17 protein-coding genes are annotated in these 25,370 nt (G+C 46.5%); 15 read left to right on the top strand and 2 right to left on the bottom strand.

Annotated features, from left to right (window positions below; genetic code table 11):
- Positions 1-7: 7 nt before the first annotated feature.
- The 11 genes from DXA36_RS20020 (at position 8) to DXA36_RS19965 (ending at position 16,539) form a co-directional block, all read left to right on the top strand.
- Positions 8-1,420 carry an alpha-L-fucosidase gene (locus DXA36_RS20020; RefSeq protein WP_118681284.1) on the top strand — a complete coding sequence of 471 codons (1,413 nt, stop codon included), beginning with the start codon at positions 8-10 and terminating at the stop codon, positions 1,418-1,420.
- A gap of 224 nt (positions 1,421-1,644) precedes the next feature.
- On the top strand, positions 1,645-3,291 hold the full coding sequence (locus DXA36_RS20010) for a sensor histidine kinase (RefSeq protein ID WP_147366627.1): 1,647 nt from the start codon (positions 1,645-1,647) through the stop codon (positions 3,289-3,291).
- 4 nt (positions 3,292-3,295) lie between these two features.
- A complete protein-coding gene (locus DXA36_RS20005; protein ID WP_118681243.1) occupies positions 3,296-4,573 on the top strand; it encodes a response regulator transcription factor in 1,278 nt (425 codons plus the stop codon).
- A gap of 142 nt (positions 4,574-4,715) precedes the next feature.
- Positions 4,716-6,278, top strand: coding sequence for an ABC transporter substrate-binding protein (locus tag DXA36_RS20000; protein WP_118681242.1), 1,563 nt, complete (start codon positions 4,716-4,718; stop codon positions 6,276-6,278).
- Between the two features lie 3 nt (positions 6,279-6,281).
- The gene (locus tag DXA36_RS19995) at positions 6,282-7,208 is read left to right on the top strand and encodes an ABC transporter permease (RefSeq protein ID WP_182479176.1); all 927 of its coding nucleotides are present in this window, start codon (positions 6,282-6,284) and stop codon (positions 7,206-7,208) included.
- A gap of 57 nt (positions 7,209-7,265) precedes the next feature.
- Positions 7,266-8,159 (top strand): carbohydrate ABC transporter permease, encoded by an 894-nt coding sequence (locus DXA36_RS19990; RefSeq protein WP_118681241.1) that lies wholly within the window; start codon positions 7,266-7,268, stop codon positions 8,157-8,159.
- A gap of 53 nt (positions 8,160-8,212) precedes the next feature.
- Positions 8,213-10,240, top strand: coding sequence for a beta-galactosidase (locus tag DXA36_RS19985; RefSeq protein ID WP_182479175.1), 2,028 nt, complete (start codon positions 8,213-8,215; stop codon positions 10,238-10,240).
- Positions 10,241-10,595: 355 nt separating this feature from the next.
- Complete coding sequence (locus DXA36_RS19980) at positions 10,596-10,763, top strand: FAD-dependent oxidoreductase (protein WP_243114695.1); 168 nt, start codon at positions 10,596-10,598, stop codon at positions 10,761-10,763.
- Positions 10,764-10,786: 23 nt separating this feature from the next.
- Positions 10,787-11,866, top strand: coding sequence for an AraC family transcriptional regulator (locus tag DXA36_RS19975; RefSeq protein ID WP_118681239.1), 1,080 nt, complete (start codon positions 10,787-10,789; stop codon positions 11,864-11,866).
- Between the two features lie 126 nt (positions 11,867-11,992).
- Complete coding sequence (locus tag DXA36_RS19970) at positions 11,993-13,372, top strand: MFS transporter (RefSeq protein ID WP_118681238.1); 1,380 nt, start codon at positions 11,993-11,995, stop codon at positions 13,370-13,372.
- The gene (locus DXA36_RS19965; protein ID WP_118681237.1) at positions 13,369-16,539 is read left to right on the top strand and encodes a glycoside hydrolase family 2 TIM barrel-domain containing protein; all 3,171 of its coding nucleotides are present in this window, start codon (positions 13,369-13,371) and stop codon (positions 16,537-16,539) included. The genes DXA36_RS19970 and DXA36_RS19965 overlap by 4 nt, the downstream gene beginning before the upstream one ends.
- Before the next feature lie 115 nt (positions 16,540-16,654).
- Here DXA36_RS19965 and DXA36_RS19960 read toward each other — a convergent pair whose 3' ends face one another.
- The gene (locus tag DXA36_RS19960) at positions 16,655-17,923 is read right to left on the bottom strand and encodes an MFS transporter (protein ID WP_118681236.1); all 1,269 of its coding nucleotides are present in this window, start codon (positions 17,921-17,923) and stop codon (positions 16,655-16,657) included.
- A 142-nt stretch (positions 17,924-18,065) separates the two neighbouring features.
- Here DXA36_RS19960 and DXA36_RS19955 point away from each other — a divergent pair, with 142 nt between their 5' ends.
- Entirely contained in the window at positions 18,066-18,950 is an 885-nt protein-coding gene (locus tag DXA36_RS19955) for a LysR family transcriptional regulator (protein WP_118681235.1), read from the top strand.
- Between the two features lie 162 nt (positions 18,951-19,112).
- Here the strand turns inward: DXA36_RS19955 and DXA36_RS19950 are convergent, their stop codons facing one another.
- The gene (locus tag DXA36_RS19950) at positions 19,113-21,362 is read right to left on the bottom strand and encodes a helix-turn-helix transcriptional regulator (protein ID WP_118681234.1); all 2,250 of its coding nucleotides are present in this window, start codon (positions 21,360-21,362) and stop codon (positions 19,113-19,115) included.
- Between the two features lie 402 nt (positions 21,363-21,764).
- On the opposite strand from DXA36_RS19950, the gene DXA36_RS19945 reads away from it, so the two are divergent.
- From DXA36_RS19945 to DXA36_RS19935, 3 genes are all read left to right on the top strand, one after another.
- Positions 21,765-22,718, top strand: coding sequence for an ABC transporter permease (locus tag DXA36_RS19945; protein ID WP_243114694.1), 954 nt, complete (start codon positions 21,765-21,767; stop codon positions 22,716-22,718).
- Positions 22,718-23,626: a carbohydrate ABC transporter permease gene (locus DXA36_RS19940; protein ID WP_118681233.1), complete on the top strand. Its 909-nt coding sequence runs from the start codon at positions 22,718-22,720 to the stop codon at positions 23,624-23,626. Before DXA36_RS19945 ends, DXA36_RS19940 begins: the two co-directional genes overlap by 1 nt.
- 79 nt (positions 23,627-23,705) lie before the next feature.
- On the top strand, positions 23,706-25,304 hold the full coding sequence (locus tag DXA36_RS19935) for an extracellular solute-binding protein (RefSeq protein ID WP_118681232.1): 1,599 nt from the start codon (positions 23,706-23,708) through the stop codon (positions 25,302-25,304).
- Positions 25,305-25,370 lie beyond the last annotated feature (66 nt).

Below are 25,370 nucleotides of genomic sequence, written 5' to 3'. Positions count from 1 at the left end.
TAAAAAAATGGATAGTAACCAACTGGATAAAAAACTTGTGAATATTGTACCAAGCAGCCGTCAGATAGCTCAGCAGCAGATGGAATTTTATAGTTTTGTGCATTTTACGGTAAATACGTTTACCGGAAAAGAATGGGGAGACGGTACGGAGGAGGAAGCCATTTTCAATCCGGAAAATTTTGACGCGGATCAATGGGTGGATGCAATAAAGGATGCAGGTATGAAGGGGCTTATACTTACCTGTAAGCATCATGACGGTTTCTGTCTCTGGCCCAGCAGGTTTACGGAACACACCATTGCAGGCAGTCCGTATAAGAACGGAAAAGGGGATATTGTGAGAGAAGTGTCCGAAGCCTGTTGGAAAGGAGGAATCCGGTTTGGTATATATCTGTCTCCGTGGGACAGAAATAATAAGGCCTACGGTTATGGGAAAGCTTATGATGATTATTTTGTCGATCAGCTTACGGAGCTTCTTACCGGATATGGAGAAATCTGTTCCGTGTGGTTTGACGGGGCCTGTGGAGAAGGGGAAAACGGTAAAAAACAAAGCTACGACTGGAATCGGTATTATGAGGTAATCCGTCATTTACAGCCAAACGCCTGTATCCATGTCTGCGGTCCGGATGTCAGGTGGTGCGGCAATGAAGCAGGCGATACCAGGCCTGCGGAATGGAGCGTAGTGCCAAAGCGGACCAGCGAGACGGAAAAAATTGCGGAAGAGAGCCAGCAGGCAGATGATACACAGTTCAGGGAGAGAAAAATAAAGGCATGTGATCAGGATCTTGGCAGCAGAGAAGCGCTGGAAGGGGAAGCGGAATTGATCTGGTATCCGGCGGAGGTTAATACTTCTATCCGGCCGGGCTGGTTTTATCATGAAGAAGAGGACGATAAGGTGCGTTCCCTGGAGGAACTGCTACATATTTACTATAATTCAGTAGGCGGAAACGCAACTTTTCTTTTAAATATTCCGCCGGCAAAGAGCGGCCGGTTCCATGAAAAAGATGTGGCCCGCCTGAGGGAGTTGGGAGAGTATCTGAGGAAGACATTTGCAGTAAATCTGCTGGAGAAAGCTCAAATTACTGTTGACTGCCAGGAAGACGGACATGGGATAGAAGGGGCGCGTACGGATGATTATGACTCGTTCTATAAAGGAGAGGACGGCGTGCGGCAGGCGGATATTACAGTAACTTTTCCTTATCCTGTGAAGCTGTCCCATGTGGTATTGAAGGAAAATATCAGAATGAGCCAGCGTATTGAATGTTTTGAAATTGCTGATGAAAAGGAGAATATCCTGTACCGGGGAAATACGGTTGGATATAAGCGGATCGCGGCATTTCCGGAAACGGAAACAGAGGTGCTGCATATTCGGATACTGGACTCCAGAGTATGTCCTACTCTTTCTTTCCTGGGTGTTTACTGATATAACGGAAGTATAGTCAATAGTAGAAAACCTGTTCGCTGTATATGGGAGTTTTTCCGGGAAGCCGGCAGCTCCTCTGCAGAGAACAGGTTTTTTTAGTCGGAATTGTTACAGTATAAGTCGTTTTCCTTATGTACAGGCTAAATGATGTAAAATAGACTGAAAGGGTAATAATAGGAAGCAAGCGAGGGGGAATAAATTTGAAACTATTAGGAAGATTTACTTTGGAATATAGAAAATCCATATACACAAAGGTTTTGCTTTCCATATTAATCGCATTAATTATCATTATTTTCCTCATGGAGATGTCTAATTTTTATGTCCTGAAACAGTATCGGCAGAGGGCGGAAGAAATGTACCAGAATTCCCTGGAGCTTTACAGTGGTTTCTGGGCCGATAAATTGAGGACCGTCAATAATTCCCTTCTGTCAGTCATCAGCTATGACGGCGGTGAAGAATATAATAATATCTGTGAATCAGAGGACAGGCTTCTTGTAGAGACCAGTAAAATAGAATTATTGGATAAATTAATTGATATTGCCAATATGCATGATAATCAGGTCTGTCTTTTCGCGTATGTCCCGGAACGCAGTATTTTTATTCGTTCGGCCGGACATGCAGGAAATTATGCCGAAAATCTGGAAAATGAGAAATCGGTTAAAGGCTATATCGAAGAAGAAAATATCAGGAACGGCAACAATTGGAGTCTGATGGAAAGCGGAGGAAAATATTATTTCCTGCAGATATACCATATGTTCAATGGTTATGTAGGAGCCTATGTGGAATGCAATATTATACTGGAAGATATGATGAGCGGGAGCAAGGCATCGGAAGCTGCCGCTATCCTGGATGGCAGTGATGCCGTGATAACAAGTATTGGGAAAGAACTGGATTACTCGACAGCTGTAGTGTTTAAGGATGAATTGCAGCAGACCGCGTACAATTTAGGCGCGATTGTATCCCAGACGAAGCTGTACAGTGAACGGGATTATCTTTGGCTGTTAACCGTTTGCGCCATACTGATTGGCTGCATAATAATCCTTTCGGTATTACAATTTCAGAAAAAAGTAGTTTTCAGTCCACTGAACAGGCTGAAGAATGCGATGGAGGCATTCAGCGAAGGGCATACGGAAGTCCGCCTGCAGGATTATCCCAGAAATAATGAAATCAAGGTGCTGTATGAAACCTTTAATCATATGGCAGGACAGATAATGAAGCTGAAGATTGATATTTATGAAAACATGCTGGATAAGCAGCGGATTCAGAGCAGTTTTTTACGGGTACAGATCCAGCCGCATTTTTATACGAATATTCTAAACCTGATATATGGCCTGGCTGAAGTAAAAGACTATGAAGGGATTCAGGAACTGGCAGTATATATGTCCAGATATTTTCGATATCTTCTTAGTACAAAAAATGATTTTGTCAAACTGCAGCAGGAAATGGATTGTATCAGGGATTATGTCAAAATTCAGCAGATCCGATATCCAGACTGTCTTGCATTATCGCTTGTGTGTGAAGAAGACAGCAGGGAGGAACTTATCCCACCGTTGCTGCTGCAGACCTTTATTGAAAATAGCATCAAACATAATATTACATTGGTTCCGGTGCTCCATATTCAAATATCGGTCAGAAAACATCCGTATCATCTGGCATTCTCAATTGCGGATAATGGGATAGGGTTCAGGCAGGAGGTTCTTATGAAGCTGAATGCAGGAGAGGATATTGAAGAAAACGGCAGGCATATCGGGATCGTAAATGTGAAAAAGCGGCTGGAACTTCTATATCCTGATAAAGCAAATATAAGAATAAGAAACAGAGGACAGGGAGCAGTTGTTTATATACGGATTCCTCAGAGAAAGGAAGAATAATCAAATGAATATATTGGTAGTTGATGATGAAGTGGCTGTTATACAGATACTAAAAAGGGCTATATGTTGGGAAGAATTGGGTATTGACAAAGTATTTACTGCTTATAATTCTCAAGAGGCAAAGCGGATTATTACAGAAGAAAAAATAGAAATTGTAATCAGTGATATTGAAATGCCGCAGGAAAATGGAATACAGCTTCTTACCTGGGTCCAGCAAAAATATCCCCGGATTATTAATATAATTCTGACGGGATTTCCGGACTTTAATTATGCAAAAGATGCTATATCAATAGGTGTTTTCAAATTCCTGCTGAAACCGGTTATATTTGCGGAGCTTAAACAGGTAATTACAGAGGCTGTGGAATATATAGAGGAGGAAAAACGTAAGGAAATACAAAGAAAATATGGGGAGTATTATGAGAATAACAGGGTAAAGACGGAAAAAATATTTTACAGGGATTTGATATCTGAGGAGATTTTGCCGTTTGAAGGCTATATTGAGAAGGAAATCAGCAGAAGAGGAATGCAGGAAGAAGCGCTTCAGCTTAAAAATATGATTCTGCTTCGGCTTGATAACAGGGAGAAAAAAACGGAGGAAGGATCGGTTCTGTATTTTGCTTTGGAGAATATTGCGGAAGAACTGTATCCGGAAACCCTTATGTTTGAATATAACAAGGATATGCTGTGGCTGATAAAAGACAGTGATGGCAGAAGGGATGCAGAGGAAATGTCCCGGGTATATCTCGATAAGGTGCTAAAATATCTGAAATGTGACTTGTATGCATATTATACCAATATATTGCAGCTGGAAGAAGCGGCGCAAAGATACTGTATGCTTAAACTGGCATCCAAAGAATTTTTTAAAGTACACCAAAAGATATATTATGCTGACAAATGGTTTGGAGATATGCTGGAGGCAGCTCCTTTGATAAGCGGCAGAAACAGTATAGGAAGTGATACGATCCGCATTCTTAGGGAATATCTGGAGCAGCATTACAACGAAGCCATTAACAGAAAGGCTGTTGAGGAGTTGGTTCACATGAATCAGGACTATCTTAACAGATGCTTTAAGCGTGCTACAGGATATACTCTGATGGAGTATGTACAGCACTTCCGAATACTCAAGGCAAAAGAATTTCTGATTGATGAGAGTAAATCAATCAGTGAGATAGGCGGTCTGGTGGGCTACGAATCGCCTCCGTATTTCTCTAAAATATTTAAGAAATGTACGGGGATAACTCCGGCGGAATACCGCAGCAGCCTGACAGATTTAGGCAGATAAAACAGAAGCATTTAAGAAGTCGGGATCCTTACATGGCCGGTCGGTTTTGTTCTTGTGACAGAAAAGCCCGGCTATTATACTGGAAACAAACAAAGGCCTTTGCAGCAGCAAAAATGAATTTAAACAGGAAACAGGAGGATTTATGATGAAAAAGAGAATACATCTTTTGTCACTGGCAGTTAGTGCGGCATTGATTCTTGGTGCATGCGGCAACAGTTCAGGCGCTGAAACGACACCCCCGGATACGGGAGATTCAAAACCGGCCGGGGAGACCACTCAGGCGCAGGGGATAGAAGAAAATGGTGATTCCGTTTTAAAAGATGGAAGCTTGACGGAAATATGGGTGACCTTTCCGGCTACAAGTTCTGCACCGGCCAGCCTTTCTGAGGTAGAGGATGCAATCAATGCTAAAGTGAGCGGAACAATGGATGCGGTGATTAAGCTTAAGGTACTGGAATGGGGAACCTATACGGATCAGACAAATCTGATGCTTTCCAGCGGAGAAAAAATGGATTTGTTTTTCTCATACTCAGGAACAAAGGATTATGTCAATAAAGGGCAGCTCACACCGATTACCGGGCTTATAGATGTGTACGGAAAAGATTTGCAGGAAGCAATGGGAAAATACATTGATGCCTGTTATGTAGGTGATGAATTATACGGAGTGCCTACTTTCAGAGATCTGGCAACGCAGGCAGGACTTGTATGCAGAAAAGATATCCTGGAAGAAACAGGTATGAGTGCAGAACAGATAAAGACTTTGGATGATGTAGAAAAGCTGTTTACAAAAGTGAAGGAGCTGCATCCTGAAATGTCCCTGCTGGTAAGCTCGGAACCGAAAAGAGGGCCGCTGGCGAATATAAACAGAGGACTTTTTGATATGATACAGTCCGGTGTAGGGGTATATATGAATGATAATGACGGACATATAGATATTGTGAATACCTATGAGACGCCGGAATACATGGAACTTGCCCAAAAGGCGCTGGATTGGAACAAAAAGGGATATTTTATTGCGGATTCCACTACGATTACGGATGTCAGGCAAGATTTGATTAAGGCCGGTAACTGCTTTGGTTATATCGGAAATTCCCATCCCGGGACAACCACACAGGAGACTATGAATACGGGAATGGATATGGTAACGATTCCTTTAACGGACCGTATACTGACAACATCCGGGGTCAATTTCGGACAATGGACACTGCCTGCTGCCTGTGAATCACCTGAAAAAGCGCTTGCGTTTCTGAATATTCTTTATTCGGATCCGGAGGTCCAGAATCTGTTCCGTTATGGTATTGAAGGGAAAGATTATGTAGTAAAAGAGGGCGAAATCGCAGGTTATCCGGATGGCGTGAATAACAGTAATGTGGGCTGGACAAATGAATCCTGGATTACAGGTAATGCGGCGATCGGATATGCTTGGGAAACGGATCCTGAGAATGTTTGGGAAGAATATCAAAACTATAATGATACGGCAAAGGTTTCTCCTTTATATGGTTTTATCTTTGACAGCTCCAAAGTAAAAAATGAAATAGTTGCCATTGCAAATGTTATCGATAAATATCAGGGAATTGTGGAAGCAGGGCTGAATGATCCGGAAAGTACCGTCGCAAAATTTAATGAAGAACTCAGGGCCGCAGGAATTCAGAAAATAGTGGATGAGATGCAGGCACAGACAGATGCCTGGGCAGCAGGAAAGTAAAGGATGGAATGTAAGGTGTCGGGACGAAAAAAAAACTACAGGAAGTTTATACCTTTTTATCTTATGCTGCTTCCGGGATTCGTATATCTGCTGATTAATAACTATATTCCCATGCTGGGAGTGGTAATTGCCTTTAAGGATTTGAATTTTACCAAAGGTATTCTGGGGAGTGACTGGGTAGGGTTCTCCAACTTTGAATACCTGTTTAAAACACCGGATGCATTGCGAATAACTAGGAATACCCTTGGCTACAACTGTGCTTTTATTGTGGTAAATCTGATAGCGGCGGTTGCCATTGCCATCATTCTGAGTGAAATAAGGAATAAAAGGTGCGTAAAGGTATACCAGACCCTCATATTGCTGCCCTATCTGATTTCCATGGTAATTGTCAGCTATCTGTCCTATGCTTTTCTGAGCGGACAGACAGGATTTATCAATGGTTTGTTAAGAAGTCTTGGCATGGAAGAAATATCTTTTTACTCAGAACCAAAGTACTGGCCGTTTATCCTGATTTTTATTAACTGCTGGAAGGGTGCGGGGTATTCATCCATCATATATCTGGCCTCTATACTGGGAATTGATCAGGAACTGTATGAAGCAGCGGCTATTGACGGAGCTTCCAAGTGGAAAGAGATCAGGCATATCACGCTTCCGCTTCTAAAACCTACTATGATAACCCTTACTTTAATGAGTATCGGCCGTATTTTTTATTCTGATTTCGGACTGTTTTATCAGGTGCCTATGAATTCTGGAGCATTGATTGATATTACAAATACGATTGATACTTATGTATATCGCGGGCTGATTAATATGGGGGATGTCAGTATGTCTTCGGCAGCCTGTGTATATCAGTCGCTGGTAGGATTTATTCTTGTAGTGGCAGCAAACCATGTGACTAAAAAATACAGCAGAGAGAACGCCTTGTTCTGACAGGAAGAAGCGGAAAAAGTAGATTTTCCGCTTCTTTATAAAGAAAATGGAGCAAAAATGAAAAGTAAAAATGAACAAAGATTTCAAATGGGTGCAAACCTTGCTATGGCGCTGGTTGCTTTGATAATGGTAATACCGTTTATTCTTTTGGTGATGTCTTCTCTTACCAGTAATACTGAGATTACCCTGCATGGGTATACTTTTTTCCCAAAAGAATTCAGCCTGGAAGCCTATCAGTATATATGGAATGAAAGAACCCAGATTTTCAAGGCGTACGGAATAACCATATTGGTAACAATATTGGGTACCGCCGTAGGACTCTGTCTGACAATTCTGTATGCATATGCGCTTTCGCAGCCGGCTTTTCCGGGAAAGACCTTTTTTGCCTTTTATCTGTTTTTTACCATGTTGTTTAACGGAGGGCTTGTACCTACATATATCATGTATACGCGCTATCTTCATATCAAAAATACATTATGGGCCTTGATTATACCGGGGCTTTTAATGAGCGCTTTCAATGTAATACTGGTACGGACCTTCCTGCAGAATAATGTTCCATTATCGCTGCTGGAAGCGGCCAGGATAGACGGAGCAGGTGAATTTAAAATATTCAGGAAGGTAGTGCTTCCTTTGGCGAAACCCATTATTGCGACAGTGGGACTGTTCATTGGAGTTGCTTATTGGAATGACTGGACGAATGGTTTGTACTATGTAACGGATGCCAAACTGTTCAGCGTACAGCAGATGCTGAATAATATGCTGAAAAATATAGAATATCTTTCCCAAAACCCAAATTCCCAGATAAATACATCGAATATGGCAGCCAGCATACCGCAGGCATCCGTCAGAATGGCAATTGCACTGGTTGGTATCCTGCCGATACTTGTAATCTATCCTTTTGTGCAGAAGTATTTCGTTAAGGGTATTGCAATCGGGGCGGTTAAGGGATAGGTATTTACGAGAAATCGAAACAAATGGTACAGATTGAAAAGAGGAGGATGAGGATGGCACTATATACAGGTACAAATTATCACCCCCACGACTGGACACCGGAACGTTGGGAAAAGGACATTGCCTTAATGAAAAAAGCCGGCTTCCAGGTAGTGAGGCTGGGACATTTATGCTGGGACAGCTATGAACCCGGGGATGGGATATATACATTTGAATGGTTTGATAATGTAATGGATGCCTTTTACAAGGCGGGAATTCAGGTTTTTCTGGATATATCCATGAGGCCGGCGCCGGTATGGGTACATAAGCTGTGTCCTGGCTGTGATATATTTTCGCCGGATGGGAACCGGCAGGCGGCACTGAGACGGTATATGGAGGATGTGGATGATCCGGATTATCAGTACTATGCACTACGGTTTGCGAAGATATTGATACGCAGATATAAAGATCATCCGGCGTTGATGGCGTTTGGTCTGTGTAATGAGCAGGGGGCAGGCTATATTTCTTATTCAGATGCAGCAAAGCTGCGTTTCCGGGAGTGGCTGCGTAAAAAATATGGAAATATCAATTCCTTAAATAAGGCATGGAATACACAGCGATGGAGCAGACGACTGTCCTCTTTTGATGAGGTGTTTCTTCCCAAGAATGAAATTGAAGTAGGGTCTCCTGAAAGCTATCTTGATATGAGAAGATTTTTCGGTGACGGTGTATTGGGATTTATGATAAAACTGAAAGAACTTGTGGAGCAGGAGGCACCGGGAAAGATGCATTCCAGCAATCATGTGGCGGAAGGAAGTACGCCTGGATTTGATTATCTGAAAGGCTGCCGGGATTTTGTGGATTATCCCGGAATCGGTTTTTATCCTGACATCGATCCTTCGGATGAAAATTCACTCATGTACGCTTTGATGTTTATGCAGCACAGGCTGGCTGAACTGAATAAGCCTATGTGGTGTATTGAATTTCAGACTGGTAATTTTGGCTGTTATGCAGGAAATGAAGGGGTACTCAGAATGTATGCACTGCTTTGCCTGGCATACCGTACACAGATGGTACTGGCATGGACCTGGAGAAGTATGCTGGGGGGAGAAGAGCAGTTTTTCTTTGGCCTGCTGGATCATGATGGTACCAGCAGCAGAAAATATGAGGAGTTTGCCCATATTGCATCGGATTATAAGGTACTGGAAGGCTATGGATTTCCTTATCTTCCAATACCTGAAGCTGCGGTGGCATATTGCTATGAAAATATTCCTGTATATGAATATGGCACATATTTTTACAGGACACCGTATAAACAGCAGATTGTGGATGCGTTCAAGGTATTCCATTACAGAAATCTGGATTGTAATTTTGTGGATTTGCGTAATATGTCAGGCTGCTATAAGTTTTTGGTAATTCCGGGACATGCAATCATGTCTTCTCAGATGGCGGAGAAAGTGAAGGATTTTGTTGCAGACGGAGGAATTGCGGTGATGACAGCCTATTCTGCCAAAGTGGACGAGACTAATACGGTATTTGATACGTTTCAGCCGGGCTTTTTGTCAGATGTATTTGGTATCCGTATAGCGGGATTTGAACGTACACAGATACATATGCCAGGAGAATGGGAAACGGTAAAAAAGAAAAATTTCATAATAAAGAAATGTAATACGATTGCTGACAGTATGGTCTGTGATGAAATAACGGAGCAGGTTTGTTATGAAACTTCGTATTGGGAAGAGCTTGAATTGAAGACAGCCCAGATTTATGCTCATTATGAAGGGGATGTGGACGCATGTGCAGTATCGGTGAACCAGTATGGAAAAGGAAAAGCTTATTATACCTGCGCAGAGACGAATTTTCAGCTGCTAAACTGGTTATATGGGGAAATTGCCGAAGAAGAAGGACTTTGCCCGGGGATAGATGTACCTAAAGGAGTTGTCGCGAGAAAGATTACCAATACACAAACCCTTTATGTAAATACAACGGGAACAGAGAAAAAAATCAGGCTGGATAATTGCGGCAGAGCAGTTTTAAAAGGGAAGCATCTGACAAAAGAACTGCTGCTTGCTCCTTTTGACGGAGAACTGGTAGTCAGATGATGACGGAAGATAAAAGGAAGCATTTTTACAGCAATAGGGGATCCAATATACGATTCAGGTATTTCGTAACAAGTTGGCAGCGGCAGCTTTCTGTCAGGAACATGTACGGGAAATAGCTGGTCCTACTGGCAAAATTTTTCTCGCCTTGAAGGAAAATTAGTTTATAATAGGGGTAAGAAAATTATAGCTGCGTTAAAGGATATATGCGGTATGAGTCAGTAAATTTTAAACAGAACCATAAAAGAGGATTCAGGAAAAGAGAGGGAACGGTAATGGAAACGAAATATATAAAGGAAGAGAGAATGACACCGGTTCCTTCCCTCTGTGACACAGTGGCGGCGGGAGGGAGGCCCATATGTCCACGAGGAATACCGTATCCTGCATGGCCCAGAGCCAGGCTGCCGGTACGGCAGCGGCACTTTGTGTCAGACTGAAAAAGGATAATGTGAGAGAACTTCCGTATCAGGAGCTGTATATGGCGTTTAAAGCGGATAAGGTGTGGTTTGATCAGGAGCGTTTGTAAGAAGTATATTTGGGAGAGATCGGATGCAAAGCAGCAGGCTGGAACGCACGATTAACAGGATGAAAGAGGATATGGGCGGCCGCGGGGACCGGGAAACGGAGGGGATGGGACGGTTCCTTCTGAAGGACAGGGAGGGCGGCCATATCAAAAATCTGGAGGATCCGTTTGGTGTCAGCCTGATATCTGTCAGCGCTGCCGGCGAAGTAGACTATATTATCATGCAGCATGAGGAATGCCGGCGGCTGAAAACACAGATGGAACAGATTCTGGAAAAAAAGATGTATGCGCTTCACAGACATAATTACTATGAACTTCTGTACGTATCTTACGGAGAAATGGTCCAGAGGGTGGAAGGCCGGCTTTTTACCGGAAAAAAGGGGAGCTTCTGCCTGTTGGACAGGAATACCATGCATCTGGAAGAATCGCTGAATCTGGCTGCGGAGGGAGAGGAAAAGCAGGGAGCGGAGATTATCTATTTGTGCATATCCCGCGGGCTGATGAAGAAGCTTTTGGAACCGATGCGGGATAAGTCCGGGGTCCTGGGGCAGTTTTACAGTGGTTTTGTGAAAACGGAAAATGAGAATCTGAAAGGCTGTATTACCTTTGAAAAAAGAGCCTGCACAGAAAAGCAGGATGCCATGATAGCGGATATTCTGTGGGAAATGTATGCGCATGAGCCTGGGTATGAAATGGTGGTACAGGGGTATCTGCTCCGCCTTCTGTCCGGCCTCTGCGAGGAAACGGTATTCGGCTGCGCGCTGGAGACGGTCCGTATCCGGAAGGATTCCCGGCTTGCGGAGTCAGTCATGTGTTATCTGCGGGATAACAGAAGGCGGATAACCCGGAAAGAACTGACGGAGCGGTTTCACTATAATGAGGATTATCTGAGCAGGGTAGTGCGGAAATATACGGGGGTTTCCCTGAAAAATTATATGGAAGATCTGCTTTTGGAGGAGGCGGAACATCTGCTGCTGACAGAAACAATGAGTGTGAATGAGATCATGAAACGTCTGGGTTATGATAATGAAACCTTTTTTTATCAGCTGTTTAATAAGAGGCACCATATGAAACCTGTAGAATATAGAAAAAAAGTCGGAAAATGACACCGGAAACATGTTCCGGTCAGGTTTAGAGAATGACACAGGACCTTCTTTTTCTTACACTGGATACAGAAACGCGGCACCGGCCGGAAAACGTTGCTGTAAAGGTGAGAAAAAGGAGGTTTTTTTATGTCTGAAGCAGGCGGGAATCAAAAAAATGCGGTAAAGGCAAGGGAGATTGCGGGACATGCCGCGGCAGGTGTGGGGCAGAATCTGGTCTATGGCCTGTGGGGAAGCTATATCCTCATATTTTATACGGATGTATTTGGAATCACCGCGGGAGCGGCAGGGTTGATTATGATGTTCACGCGTATCTGGGATGCGGTCAATGATCCCATGATGGGGATGGTGGCTGACCGCACCAGGACCAAGTGGGGCAGGTACAGGCCCTGGTTGTTGTTTTTGGCAGTGCCGGTGGGTATTCTTCTGGTTCTGAACTTCTATACACCGGCTTTGCCGGGAAGCGGAAAGGTGGCATATGCGGCGGTAACCTATGTACTTCTGAGTATGGCGTTTACGGCAGTGGATATCCCATACTGGAGTCTGCCGTCTGCCATGACCAGGGACAGCGGCAGGAGGGCGGGGATTTTCAGCATCGCACGAACCGCCACGACACTGACGTCGGTGGTATCGGCAGTGATCATTATCCCGCTGACCCAGCGTCTGGGAGAAGGAAATCAGGAAAAAGGGTTTTTCAGGACAGCCGTTGCGTTTGCGGTGGTCAGCGTTATTTTTTATATAATCGGCTTCGCAGGGATACGTGAGCATGTGGAACCGGTAAAACAAAAGAAAAATGGGCTGGGTGACAGTCTGAGGGTACTCGCCTGCAACAAACCGCTGCTCCTGATTATCCTTTCCGTATTGATCATTCTCACCGCAAATGGATTGCGTAACAGCACGCTGCCGTATTTCGCCCAGTATAATCTGGGAGCCCTTTCCCTAGTATCTATTTTAACTGCGCTTTCGATCCCCGGCATGCTGGCAGGTATGCTGTCGGCTCCTGTATTGGCCAGGAAATTCGGGAAAAAAAGGGTATTCCTCGGAGCCTGTATCTATGGGGTTTTAAGCAATCTGCTGTTCTTTTTTACCGGCTATTCGGATAGGACAATGGTATTTGTAATGATAGCGCTTACCGGTGTGAGCTTTGGTTTTATTCTGGTCCTGGAATCTGCCATGATTGCGGATACCATTGAATATGCCCAGTGGAAAACGGGACAGAGAAGGGAGGGGCTGATCAGCTCTACCCAGACATTTGTTTCCAAGCTGTGTCTGGCTCTCAGCGGCGGGCTGATCGGACTGATACTGACAGTTACCGGGTATGCGCCCGGCCAGGTGCAGACGGGCACCACGCTGTCCGCGTTCTATGGGATAATGACCCTGGTGGTTGCCGCCGCTTTTGCACTGGCTATGATACCTATGTTTTTTTATGGGCTGACGGAGGAAGTACATGCGGGGATTGTACAAGAGCTGGAGAAAAGGAATGAAAAGGGAGGCGGCAGCGGGAGATGAAAAAGGAGCGGAAGAAAGAGTGGATGGATTTTTCGGTAACGGGAAGAAAGAAGGAAAAAGCGAGGGTGATGGCGCAGCCGTACCGTATCGGCCCGGGTAATAAGGAGGGGGCTGAAGAATACCGCATCAGCCTGAACGGATGCTGGGATTTTATGCTGGCGGAAGGGGAGGGGATCCCGGAACCTGCGGCATGGGGGAAAATTACGGTTCCGGGGGTCTGGCAGCTTCAGGGCTGGGGAAAACCGCCGATTTACCTCGCCCACAGCTTTCCGGAGGGCGTGGAAACGTCGCCGGAAAAGATACCATACATCGATCCTGCCGTCAATGAAACCGGAATTTACCGGAAGAAATTTTCCGTCCCTCCGGGCTGGAAAAACCGGGAAATCTATCTGGTATTCGAATCGGCCAAATCGGATCTGACAGTTTATGTTAACGGGAGGGAAGCAGGGTATTCCAAAGGCTCCATGCTTCCTGCCGAGTTCAGAATCACATCCTGTCTGCAGGAAGGGGGAAATGAAATCATTGCGGCCGTACGCAAATATACGGATGCCTCTTATCTGGAAAATCAGGATATGTGGGTTCTTTCAGGTATCTACCGGGATGTGTATCTGCAGGCGGAAGCCCGGGTACATGTGAGGGATTTCCATCTGGATTCCGAGCTGTCGGAGGACTATACAAGGGCGGAATGCAGGCTGACGGCGGAAGTGATAAACCGGGATATGACGGTACGCAGGGTGACGGTGGAGGGCTGGCTGGAAGACGGGGACGAATGTTTGAAGCTGGGAGAAAGAGAAGAGAGCCTGCAGCCGGGAGAATGCCGGACCGTGGTGCTGGAAGGGACTGTGAACCGGCCCGGGCTGTGGAGTGCACAGACACCGTATTTATATTCGCTTCATGCGGCACTTTGGATGGAGGACGGCAGCTGCGAGGAGAAAACCGTATTCTACGGCTTCCGTAAAATAGAAATCAAAGACGGTGTATTCTATGTGAATGGACGGAAGGTGAAGCTGAAAGGGGTAAACCGGCATGATTTTGACGGGGATACCGGCTGGGCAATCGCACCGGAACGATATGAGGAAGATGTCCGGATAATGAAGAGGCATCATATCAATGCGGTACGGACGAGCCATTATCCGGATGGGGCATATTTTTATGAACTGTGTGACAGATACGGGCTTTATGTTATGGACGAATGTAATCTGGAAACCCACGGAGTCCGCAGCGTCCTGCCCGGAGACAAAGAGGAATTCAGGCCTGTGCTTCAGGACCGGCTGGAACGTATGATTGTGCGGGACAGGAATCACCCCTGCGTCATCCTATGGTCTCTGGGAAATGAAGCCGGTAAGGGAGAAAATTTCCGGTGGATGTACGATGCCTGCAAGAAGCTGGATCCTTCCCGGCCGGTGCATTATGAAGGAGATAAAAGGAAGGAATGCTCCGATTTCCTCTCCGCCATGTATTATCCGACGGAAATTATGAAGCAGATGGCAGCCGGACAGGATATTGATGTGGAGGGTGTCGTTGGGCTGGCGGAAGGCATAAGGATGAAAAAAGAGGAGTATATAGGGCGTCCGATCCTGCTGTGTGAATATGCACACTGTATGGAAAACAGCCTGGGAAACTTCCAGGAATATTGGGATATTTTCGAACGCTGTGATCAAATGACAGGCGGTTTTATCTGGGATTTTACGGATCAGGCCATTCATGGGAAAAAGGGGGAATGGCTGTACGGCGGGGATTTCGGCGAAGGGAAAACGAACGGGTATTTCTGTGCCAATGGCCTGACCGGAGCGGATCGGAGCCTGCATCCGGCCATTCTCCAGGTGAAAAAAACATACCAAAATTTCCGTATCGGACGGAAAGATAATGGCCGGATTGTGATTCGGAATGAGAACTGTTTTGCCGATGAAAGCATATATGAGCTGCGTTGGTCGGTTATGCGGGACGGCAGCATAACCGAAGAGGGCATTCTGCCTTTTTCACTGGCGCCGGAGACGGAAGACGAATGGGAAATCCCTTATGAAAAAGAACGGATGCAGGAAGGGGAGTTTATACTCACTGTGTCGCTGTGCAGGAAGAATGACTGCCTGTGGGCGCAGAAGGGGGAAGAGGAAGCCTTTGAGCAGTTTATCTTACCATTTGGAAATGCAAAGAACAGCCGGCGGAGGAACACGGCAGAAGCAAGCGGCCAAATAACAGATGTCCGGCGGGAAGGAAAGAAGGTACTGTTTACAGGAAAGGCAGCCGGTAAATGGAAAATCGCTTTCGACAGGGAAACGGGCTGGATGACGGAATTGGATTATGGGGATGGAAATCTGCTTTGCAGCCCTATGAAAGCGGAATATTACAGGGCAAAGACGGATAATGACAGAGGGATTATAAACTTCGGAAGGCAGGAACTGCTGGAACGGCTTGGTGATGAAGCGATGGTAAACAGGCTTTTTGCACCGGATATTCTGGCGGGGGCTGCAGAGAAAGGACATTTGGAGCAGTTTGAGCTATGGGAAGAAGACGGTTGGCGTAAGGTAAGGGTTTCCTTTATCAACCCGCTGTTTGAAGGGCCATTATCCTTCCTCTATACAATCCATGCCGACGGGACGGTGGAGGTGGAACACAAAGGGACGCCCAAGACGGATCTTTACCGGTTCGGAATGCGCCTGGAGCTTCCGGGATGCTATGACGGGATAAGGTGGTACGGCAGGGGGCCGGAGGAAAGCTACTGTGACAGAAAAGGGGGAATCCGCCTGGGCCTTTATGAGAGAAGGGTATCGGAGATGGAGCACAGATATATGCGCCCCCAGGAAAACGGCAATCACTGTGATGTACGGTTTGTGGAAATCAGGGAAAAGCAGGGAAGCGGGATACGGATAGAGGACGGAAACCGGGATTTTATAAGGAAGCCCCGCCCGGATGTGCCTGATGCAGACTCAAAAGAAGCTGTATGGGACGGTATGAATTTCAGTGTCCATACCTACAGCCAGGAGGCCCTGGACAAAGCGGAACATATCCATGAACTGTCGGATTCGGGGCATATCCATCTGCATGTGGATGCAAAGGTATGCGGCGTGGGAGGCGATTTGCCCGGAATAGCCCTGCTAAAGGAGGGGTACAAAATCCGTAAAAAGGAAGAACAGGAGCAGCGGTTTGTGCTCCGCAGGCTTTCCTGAGGGAACCAGGCAAAGTATTTCCGGGCGCAGTCTTTGTAAGGGGCATGAGAGGATATGGGGGATCCGTGTACAGGGGATGATGCCCATACGACCGGATAAAGTGCCCCAATGTGTTTCATGTTTGACGGTTTGTGCAGTGAATGCGTTTGCCCTGCCGAACCGCTGCCGGAATGGTATCATTTCGTATGGAAAAACTAACAACCGCTGCAAAGGCGGCCAATAGCATGTCAATTGCCCATAACGGTGTATAGCCAAGGCCCATTTTAACGAGCAGGCCTCCGAGAAAAGAACTGACAAAGGCGCCGATTTGGTGTCCGATCAAAGTAAATCCATACAGGACAGCCATTTTCCCCGAGCCGAATTTACGGCTGATAATGCCGGATGTGGGAGGCACTGTGGCATCTCCGCTCAAGCCGAGAAGCGTTGCCTGGATAAACGCGAAGGGAATTGTTTTTGGCAGGAGAAGGAAACCAAGTGAAACCAAAATCCGTACAGTATAGACACCTCCCAGAACCTGTTTCAGGCGGAATTTTGTGCCGAGAAATCCTACGGCCACAGCGCCTGTCATGGTGGCGATCCCATATACAGTCAGCGAGAGGGAAGCCATTCGCCCCGGTATCCCATAGGACAGATATTGGGAGAAAAGATGGCTTTCAATAATAGACATGTGAAAGCCGCAGGTGGAAAAGCCAAGCACAAGCAGGCGGTAGTCTCTGTCCCGCAGTGCATTTTTAATAATGACGGAAAGGGATTCTTTGCGGATCGCTTCATTGTCTGGAAGGATAGTATGGGTTTTATTCGTATTTCCAAGCCACAGGACAACCGGTATCATGATAAGGAATGGGACAGCGGTTACCGTCATGGTCAGATGAATGCCAAAATTGGAGATAAGCGTCTCCAGCCCGGGAGACATCAGGGCATCGCCGATCCCGGCACTGGCCTGTACAATGCCGGAAACAACCGCCGCCCGCCGTTCCCCGAGTACCGGCGTGATAGCTCCCATTACGATGCCGAAGCAGAGGCCGGTGGTCCCAAAAGGCAGGATCAGCCCGAAAAAAAGGAAAAGCGGGAAAAAATTCCGGCAAAAAGGTGTGGCCGCCAGACCGGTGATGGTAAAAAGGATTCCCAGAAAAATGACAAATACGTTTGACTTTTTGAGCGCCAGCATTCCCAGGAGAGGCTGGGCAAATCCATAGACTAAAGCCCCGGCCCCAATGCAGAAGCTGATTTCCGCATAGCCGATACCTGTTACCGGCAGGAGGCCGGTCATCATAATCCCATAGTTATCATGTACACCCTGCATTACGCCGTGTACAAGACATGCCGCGGCAACAATCACGACTATCTGGAACAATTGCTGCTTTTTTTTGATTTCCTGTTTCATAAGTAACCATCCTTTTTTGTTTTTTGGGTTGCCGGATTTTCTTCTGTGGATTATAATACATCCATATAAAACTTATGTAAAATTGAAATAATTTAAGATACATTTCAATTCTATTGAAGTATTAAGAAAGGGAAATCCCATTATGGATTTGAAATATCTGCATACCTTCCGGACAATCGTTGACGAAGGGGGATTCAGCAAAGCTGCTGAAAAACTGGGTTATACCCAGTCAGCCATTACCTTTCAGATTGGCCAGCTGGAACAGGAACTGTCCGTCCGCCTTTTTGAAAAAATCAGCCGCCGGATGGTTTTGACAAAGGCCGGGGAGAATTTGGTGCCTTATGTGGATGAGATATTGCATTCGGTAGACAAACTGCGTTTTTTCGAAGATAATCTGGCGGACTGCCGGGGGGATTTACGGGTTGGCATAGCAGAAACGCTTCTGTGCTACCGGTTTCCTGCCGTTTTGAAAGACTTTCACCGGCAGGCGCCAAAGGCGCGCCTGCTGCTGCGTTCCATGAATTGTTATGATATTCGAAATGAGCTTTTAAACGGAACCCTGGATCTGGGGGTGTTTTATGAAGATGTGGGAGGTTTTGGCTCCAGCCTTACCGTGCACCCTATGGGCAGTTATCCGCTGATATTGGTTGCATCTGCGGCAACCAAAGGATTATACCCGGATTTTATAACATCGGACAGAACCATTCCCGTCCCGTTTGTCATTAACGAGCCAAACTGTATTTTCCGGCAGATTTTCGAACAGTATCTTAGGGATAAATGCATTACGCTTGATCATACCATTGAGCTGTGGAGTATCCCCACCATCAAAAACCTTGTGAAAAACGATGTGGGAATTTCCTTTCTGCCCGCTTTTACCGTGCAGGAAGAGTTGGAAAACGGGGAGCTGGCCCGGATTCCCGTCTCCATTTGCGGAAGATCCATTACGGCCGTCTGCGCACATCATAAAAACAAATGGATCAGTCCGCTGATGCAGCTGTTTATGGATCTTTGCATGACATTATCTTGAAATGGCAGACGGAGCGGAAGCCGCCGACGGCCTGTACCTCGTTTTCAGAAGAAAGAGGTACAGGCCGTTGCGTTTTTTGGGGCATTGCCTTATAATATAAATTTAATGTGAGCAAGGTAGAACCGGCCGGGCCTTCCGGGGACAGGCAGAAACAGCAGGCGGTTACCTATTGCAGTACTTTTTCCGGTATTCATTCGGCGTCATATTATAGAACTTTTTAAAGAAGCGGATATAGCTCCTGACATCGTTATATCCGATGGCCTCGCTGATGGCATGTATGGTTTTTGCACCGGCTTCCAGCATGGGCAGGGATTGGGTGGTCCGATAATAGTTGAGATATTCGGACAGGGTTTTACCGGTGGAAAGCTTGAACACCCGGTTCAGATAGATGGCGCTTACCCCCACATAATCAGCGACCTGGGGAATGGTCAGCGGCTCGGAATAATGGGTTTCCAGATAATGGACGGCCTTTCTGATATAGGTGTGTGATTCATCGGAGATTTTGCCCTCGTCATCAATGAGATTGGACATGCATCCAAAGAAAATACCGTCGCATTCATGAACAGACTGGGCGTTGGTAAGCTTTCCGGTGCATTCGGTCAGAAGGTTCTCTTTCACATCTATATTCAATTCCAGAAGATTTTTAACAATGGTGCACAGAGCGATTCTTGTCAGCCGTTTGGCTTCCTCCAGATCTGTTTTCTCCGGCAGATAGCGTTCGCAGAAGGTATTTCCCAACGTTTTCAGCAGGGCGGAATCTTTGTTGATGATGCATTGGGTAAAGCTGGTGAGCAGCTCCAGGTCGATTGCGGACGTGTATTCCTCCTGGCTGCTGAAGGAAACAAAATCATCCGCATCATCCGAGGTGAAAATAAAGTTCCGCTGGGCGAGGTGCCAGGCCTGGTAAAGGCGGGGATCGGAACGGGAGCAGAGAACGATTGAAAACAGCGGATAGAGGGAAACGCTGCTTTTCAGGTTGTTTTTTATCAGGGTACATATGTTCAGAAGCTCTGTCTGAAGATCCGTCCGGTGATCCGTATTCAGAATGACGGCAATGACCCGGTTTTCCGTATAAAGGCTGTAACAGTTCCCCAGGATGGAAAACGCATTCACGGCGGTATTGCGGAGTACAAGCTTGATCTGCTCCTGACCGGCATAGGTTTCGATTTTTTCCAGCCCGGGCAGTGAAATCAGGATCAGGACATAGTTGTCATATGGAAAAATGATCTCATTTGCCCCGTATTCCTCGGTGATTTGCTTCAGGTCTACATAGTCATAGAGGATGCCGCGCAGCAGCTGTTCCCGGATGAGCTGTTTGTTTTCCTGCATGATGAGGTTGATATTGGACAGCTGGCCGGAAATGCTGTCCAATGCGGAGCTTAACTGGGAATATTCATCGGGAGATGGACTGGCGGTTTTGGTATAGGGGGTAAGACCTATTTTGGTCATCAGCTCATCCACCGGCCTGAGCATGAGCAGGGTATAAAAAACGGACAGCAGAAAGGCGGCTGCCAGGACGCCCAGATACACCAGAAAAAGCGGCAGCAGGTCGGAAAGGATCATCCGTGTTATCTGGGAATTTGTCACATAAAAACTGCACTGCACATCGGAATTGGTGACAGACGAGTATTCCCTTCTGCCGGGCAGGAGGGAGGCGGTGTTTTCTTCCGTTGCTTTTGTATAATCCCATCCCGTCATAGCATCAGGGGCGGAACACCAGATCAGATGGCCCTCAAAGGATACGACAGCGGGATAAGGAGAGCCGGAAAGCGTTTCGGCGATCTGTTTCTGAAGGGTTTCCAGGGAGAGGGAAAAGGAAATATACCCCTTCCTGTGAGTTTCGTACAGGGGAAGCTTGCGGATATAGGTGAGCATATCCATGTTCCTGGAGACCCCGTAATAACTGGTGCTGGCTTTATGGAACAGCCACATATCATCCGTATTCATGTTGTGAAGCAGCTCCACAAAATCCGGTGCGAAATAATCGCTGTAATGGTATATGCCGTTGTTGGAATCATAAATACGCTGGGGTTTCTCATAATAGAGGGCGATGGTTTCGTAATGATACAGGGAGGAAAAAGGCTCCAGATCGTTTATCATCCGGGAAAGCTGATCTACTGTAGGGTTTTCATGGTTCAAAATAAGCTCCACGGAAGGCATGGTGCCCAAAAAGACAGCACTGTTTTTCGTGCTGCTGATTACCTCCTGGAAGGAATAGGCGGCACGGCTGGCCTCCGTTTCCAGGGATTCCCGGAAGCCCAGAAGCTTTTCAAGGGACAGGGTAAAACCAATAAAGACAAAAAGCGACGTAATGCAGATAAGGAGGAGCTGCATCGAAGAACGGAACTGCCTGGACTTGAGGATGTTCTTCCATTTATGCTTGTTTTCCGGTTTGTTTTTTAAAAAGCCCATCTTGTATTCTCCTTGCCTAAAGATAACTTCATTATATCTGTCATGCAAATTTTGTCAAATTGGAAAGCCGCCGAATTGGTGTATATGCACAACAAAAAACAATACATAGTAAGCTTTCGTGTATATATTTGTGATAATTAATGGCAAAAAATAAACTATATCCGCATAATCAGGTTGATTTTTTGCCATTAACGGCGGATTTACCGTAAAAAAAGGATGGATTGGATTCCTTGTATGAAATAATGTTTATTTTTTGTATTTTTTTAACCGTTTCCTGATTCTATAATGAAAGCAGTTGGAAGATATGCATAACGAAAAAGCTGAATGATGCTATGTGAAATGCATTATGCACAAAACTGACGGAAGAAGATATCCCGAAGGCTTGGGAGATAGGAGGGCAGGGTGGAAGAAAAATTACCTGTAAGGAAAAAGGGGCGGGATGCGGGAAAGCAGGGGGCTTCGCTTCCCAAGTATATATGGAAACATAAATACCTGTATCTGATGCTTGTCCCGGCATTAACCTATTACATTATTTTCTGTTATATACCCATGTATGGGGCGAGTATCGCATTTAAGGATTTTAATCCGATGGTGGGGATTATGAAAAGCCCCTGGACAGGATTTGATGTATTCAGGCAGTTATTCGGAATGGATAAATTTTACTCCGTTTTCTGGAACACACTGCGGATCAGCATAATCCGTCTGATTTTTGGATTCCCGGTCCCTATTATCGTAGCGTTGATGTTAAATGAGCTGCGGGGACAGAAGCTGAAAAAAACGGTCCAGACCGCGATCTATATCCCCAATTTCATATCATGGGTGGTGCTGGGCGGTATTCTCACCAATCTCCTTTCCATGGATTCCGGGATTGTGAACGGCATCCTGCAGAAGCTGGGATTTGCGCCTATCGGCTTTTTGACGGATGAGAGGTTTTTCGTTCCGACGATGGTGGTTTCCATGATATGGAAAACCTTTGGCTGGAACACCATTATTTATCTGGCGGCCATGACGGGGATTGATCCCCAGCTGTACGAGGCGGCTACGGTCGACGGTGCCAACCGCTGGCAGCAGCTGCTGCATATTACCCTTCCCTGTATCCGGTCCACCATCATAGTGATCCTGATTACACGTATCGGAGGTCTGATGCAGGCGGGTTTTGAACAGATATTTGTCCTGTATCACCCCGGTGTATATGGGGTGGCGGATATTATTGACACCTACGTTTACCGGATGGGCCTTCAGGAAGGCAAATTCGAGCTGGCGGCGGTGGGCCTGTTTAAATCGGTTATTAATTTTGTACTGGTTGTCATTGCCAACAAGGCGGCACGTATGGCGGGAGAGGAGGGGATCTATTGATGAAACCGGCTCAGATAAAGAAAAACACAAACACGGGAAGTCATATCAAACGGTCTTTGGGAAGCCGGATTTTTGATGGAATCAATATCAGTATCCTTTTGCTTCTGGCCCTGGTTACCTTTTATCCCTTCTGGGACTGCCTGGTGGTTTCCATGTCTTCCCTGAAAAGCTACCTGTCCACCAATATCCATATCTGGCCGGGAGAATGGTCCTTTGAAGGGTATTCCTATATGCTGAAAAACATTGACCTGTGGATATCGTATGCAAACAGTATTTTTATTACAGTGGCCGGGACGCTCATCAATATGCTGATCACCATTATGGCAGCGTACGTATTATCCAAAAAGGATCTGCGGGGGCATCGAGTGCTCATGTTTCTGGCGGTGTTTACCATGATGTTTTCAGGCGGCATTATACCCACCTATATCGTGGTGAAGGATCTGCACCTGATGAACAGCCTGTGGTCGATGATCTGGCCTACCGCAATCAATACCTATAATCTGATTATCCTGCGCAATTTCTTTTCGGATCTTCCGGCGGAGCTGGAAGAAGCGGCGCTCCTGGACGGCTGTACGGATATCGGGGTCCTGTTCCGGATCATGCTTCCCATATCCAAGCCGGCAATTACGACGGTCGCCCTGTTTTATGCGGTGGATCACTGGAATGACTTCTTCTCCGCGATCATGTATATAAACAGCAGGGCTAAATGGCCTCTGCAGCTGTTCCTGCGCTCCATGCTGTTTGAAAACGATGCGGCGTATTCGGGAAGCGGGGAAAGCCTGTTTTTGCTGGGACAGCCGATGAAAATGGCGGCGGTCATGCTGGCGGTTATCCCCATTATGTGTGCTTATCCGTTTTTCCAGAAATATTTTACCAAAGGGGTAATGATGGGGGCCGTGAAGGGCTGACAACTATGTGTAACAACGGAACTTTTTTGGAAGCTACCGGAAGAGTACCGTAAACAATAGGAAAGAGAGGTATTTATTTATGAAAGCGAAACGAATTATGGGACTGTTCCTGGCTGTCTCCCTGGTGGTGTCAATGACAGCCTGCGGAAGCGGCGGCAATGAGACGGCCGCTACGCCGGCAGCCTCCGAACCGGCGGGCACCGCGCAGGCTTCCGGGGATAAGGCGGAGGAACAAAAGCAGACCGAAGCGAAGGATACGGGCGAAAGGGTGCCCATCCGATGGCTGACCACAGGCGATGCCGCGGCGGCGGTAATCAAGGACGACGACAGGATTATTGAAGAGATCAATAACAGGCTGAATATAGACCTGACGGTAGAGATCGTGCCTGAGGGCAATGTGGAAAAAGTAAATGTGGCTATGGCATCCGGGGATTTCCCGGACGTGGTGACAGGAGCTTATGGAACCTCAGCCACCCAGCAGTGGATCGATGACGGGATGGTTATCCCGCTGAATGATTATTTTGATGCCAATCCCGATGTGAAAAAATGGACCGACGAGTATGCCTGGTCTGCCATCGACGGAAAATTTTACGGACTGCCCTTCATTACCCAGTATAATGCGGCAAATGCGCTGATTATCATGAGGCAGGACTGGCTTGACAATCTGGGGCTTGCCTATCCGGAAACACTGGATGACATGAAAACCGTACTTACGGCTTTTACGAATGACGATCCGGATGGAAACGGAAAGAACGATACCTTCGGCTATACGTCCTCCAAAGTAACGGGACCGGATGCGGTAGGGCCGTTTGACTGGGTATTCTTTGCCTATGGCCTGAAATACGCGGACTATTCGCTGGATGAAAATGATAATGTTATCGCATGGTTTGAGGATCCTTCCTTTGTCCCGGCCATGAAATACATCAAGGATCTGTGGGACAGCGGCCTGATTGATCCCGAGCTTATGCTCAATGACGGCACGAAGAAAGAAGAGAAATTCTATCAGGGAAAAACCGGTTCCGTACTGGTGCCTCTGTTCCGTCATGTTACCCGTCATGAATCAAGCGTAAAGGAACTGTTCCCCGATGCCACCATCAGCTACGGACTGCCTCCCAAAGGGCCGGACGGGGCAAGCGGCCTGAATAAACAGGGAAAGGGCGGCATGATGACCTGTGTGACCGCAGCCTGCAAGAACCCCGACAAGGCGGTGGAATTTGTGAATTTTATGGTCTCTGAGGAAGGAAACAACCTTCTGCGTCTTGGTATTGAAGGCATCCATTATACGATGAACGGCGATGAAATTGTATTCAATGAAGAAGAGAGGGCCAAAGATGCCTTTGCGGCGGACGGATGGGCACATGCGCTGGCCTGGGGATCCTTCTACTGGCCGTTGGAAAGCGGATATATCCCCGCAACCGATCCCAACCGGGAACAGGCACTGGAAACCGTGAAGCTTGCAACCGAATGCCAGGTGGAAAACCTGATTAAACAGAAAACACCGGTGGAGATAGAAAATGCTTCCGTGGCAGGTGATGTATTTACCCAGTATTTTACAGATATGCTGCAGGGCAAGATCGATATTGATGAAGGAGCGAAAAAACTGAGTGAAGCATGGCGTACACAGGGCGGGGAAAAGATTCTGGAATCTGTCAATGAAGTATATCATGCAGGTAAATAAACAACAATCAGGCAGAAATTGCAGGAGGAATACGGCGGAGGCGGGAGTTATATTCCCGCCTTCCCG

It is taken from the genome of Eisenbergiella sp. OF01-20 (assembly GCF_003478085.1).
Classification (GTDB): Bacteria; Bacillota; Clostridia; order Lachnospirales; family Lachnospiraceae; genus Eisenbergiella.
Note: the sequence above shows the minus strand (reverse complement) of the source record. Positions and strands in the feature narration are given on the sequence as shown.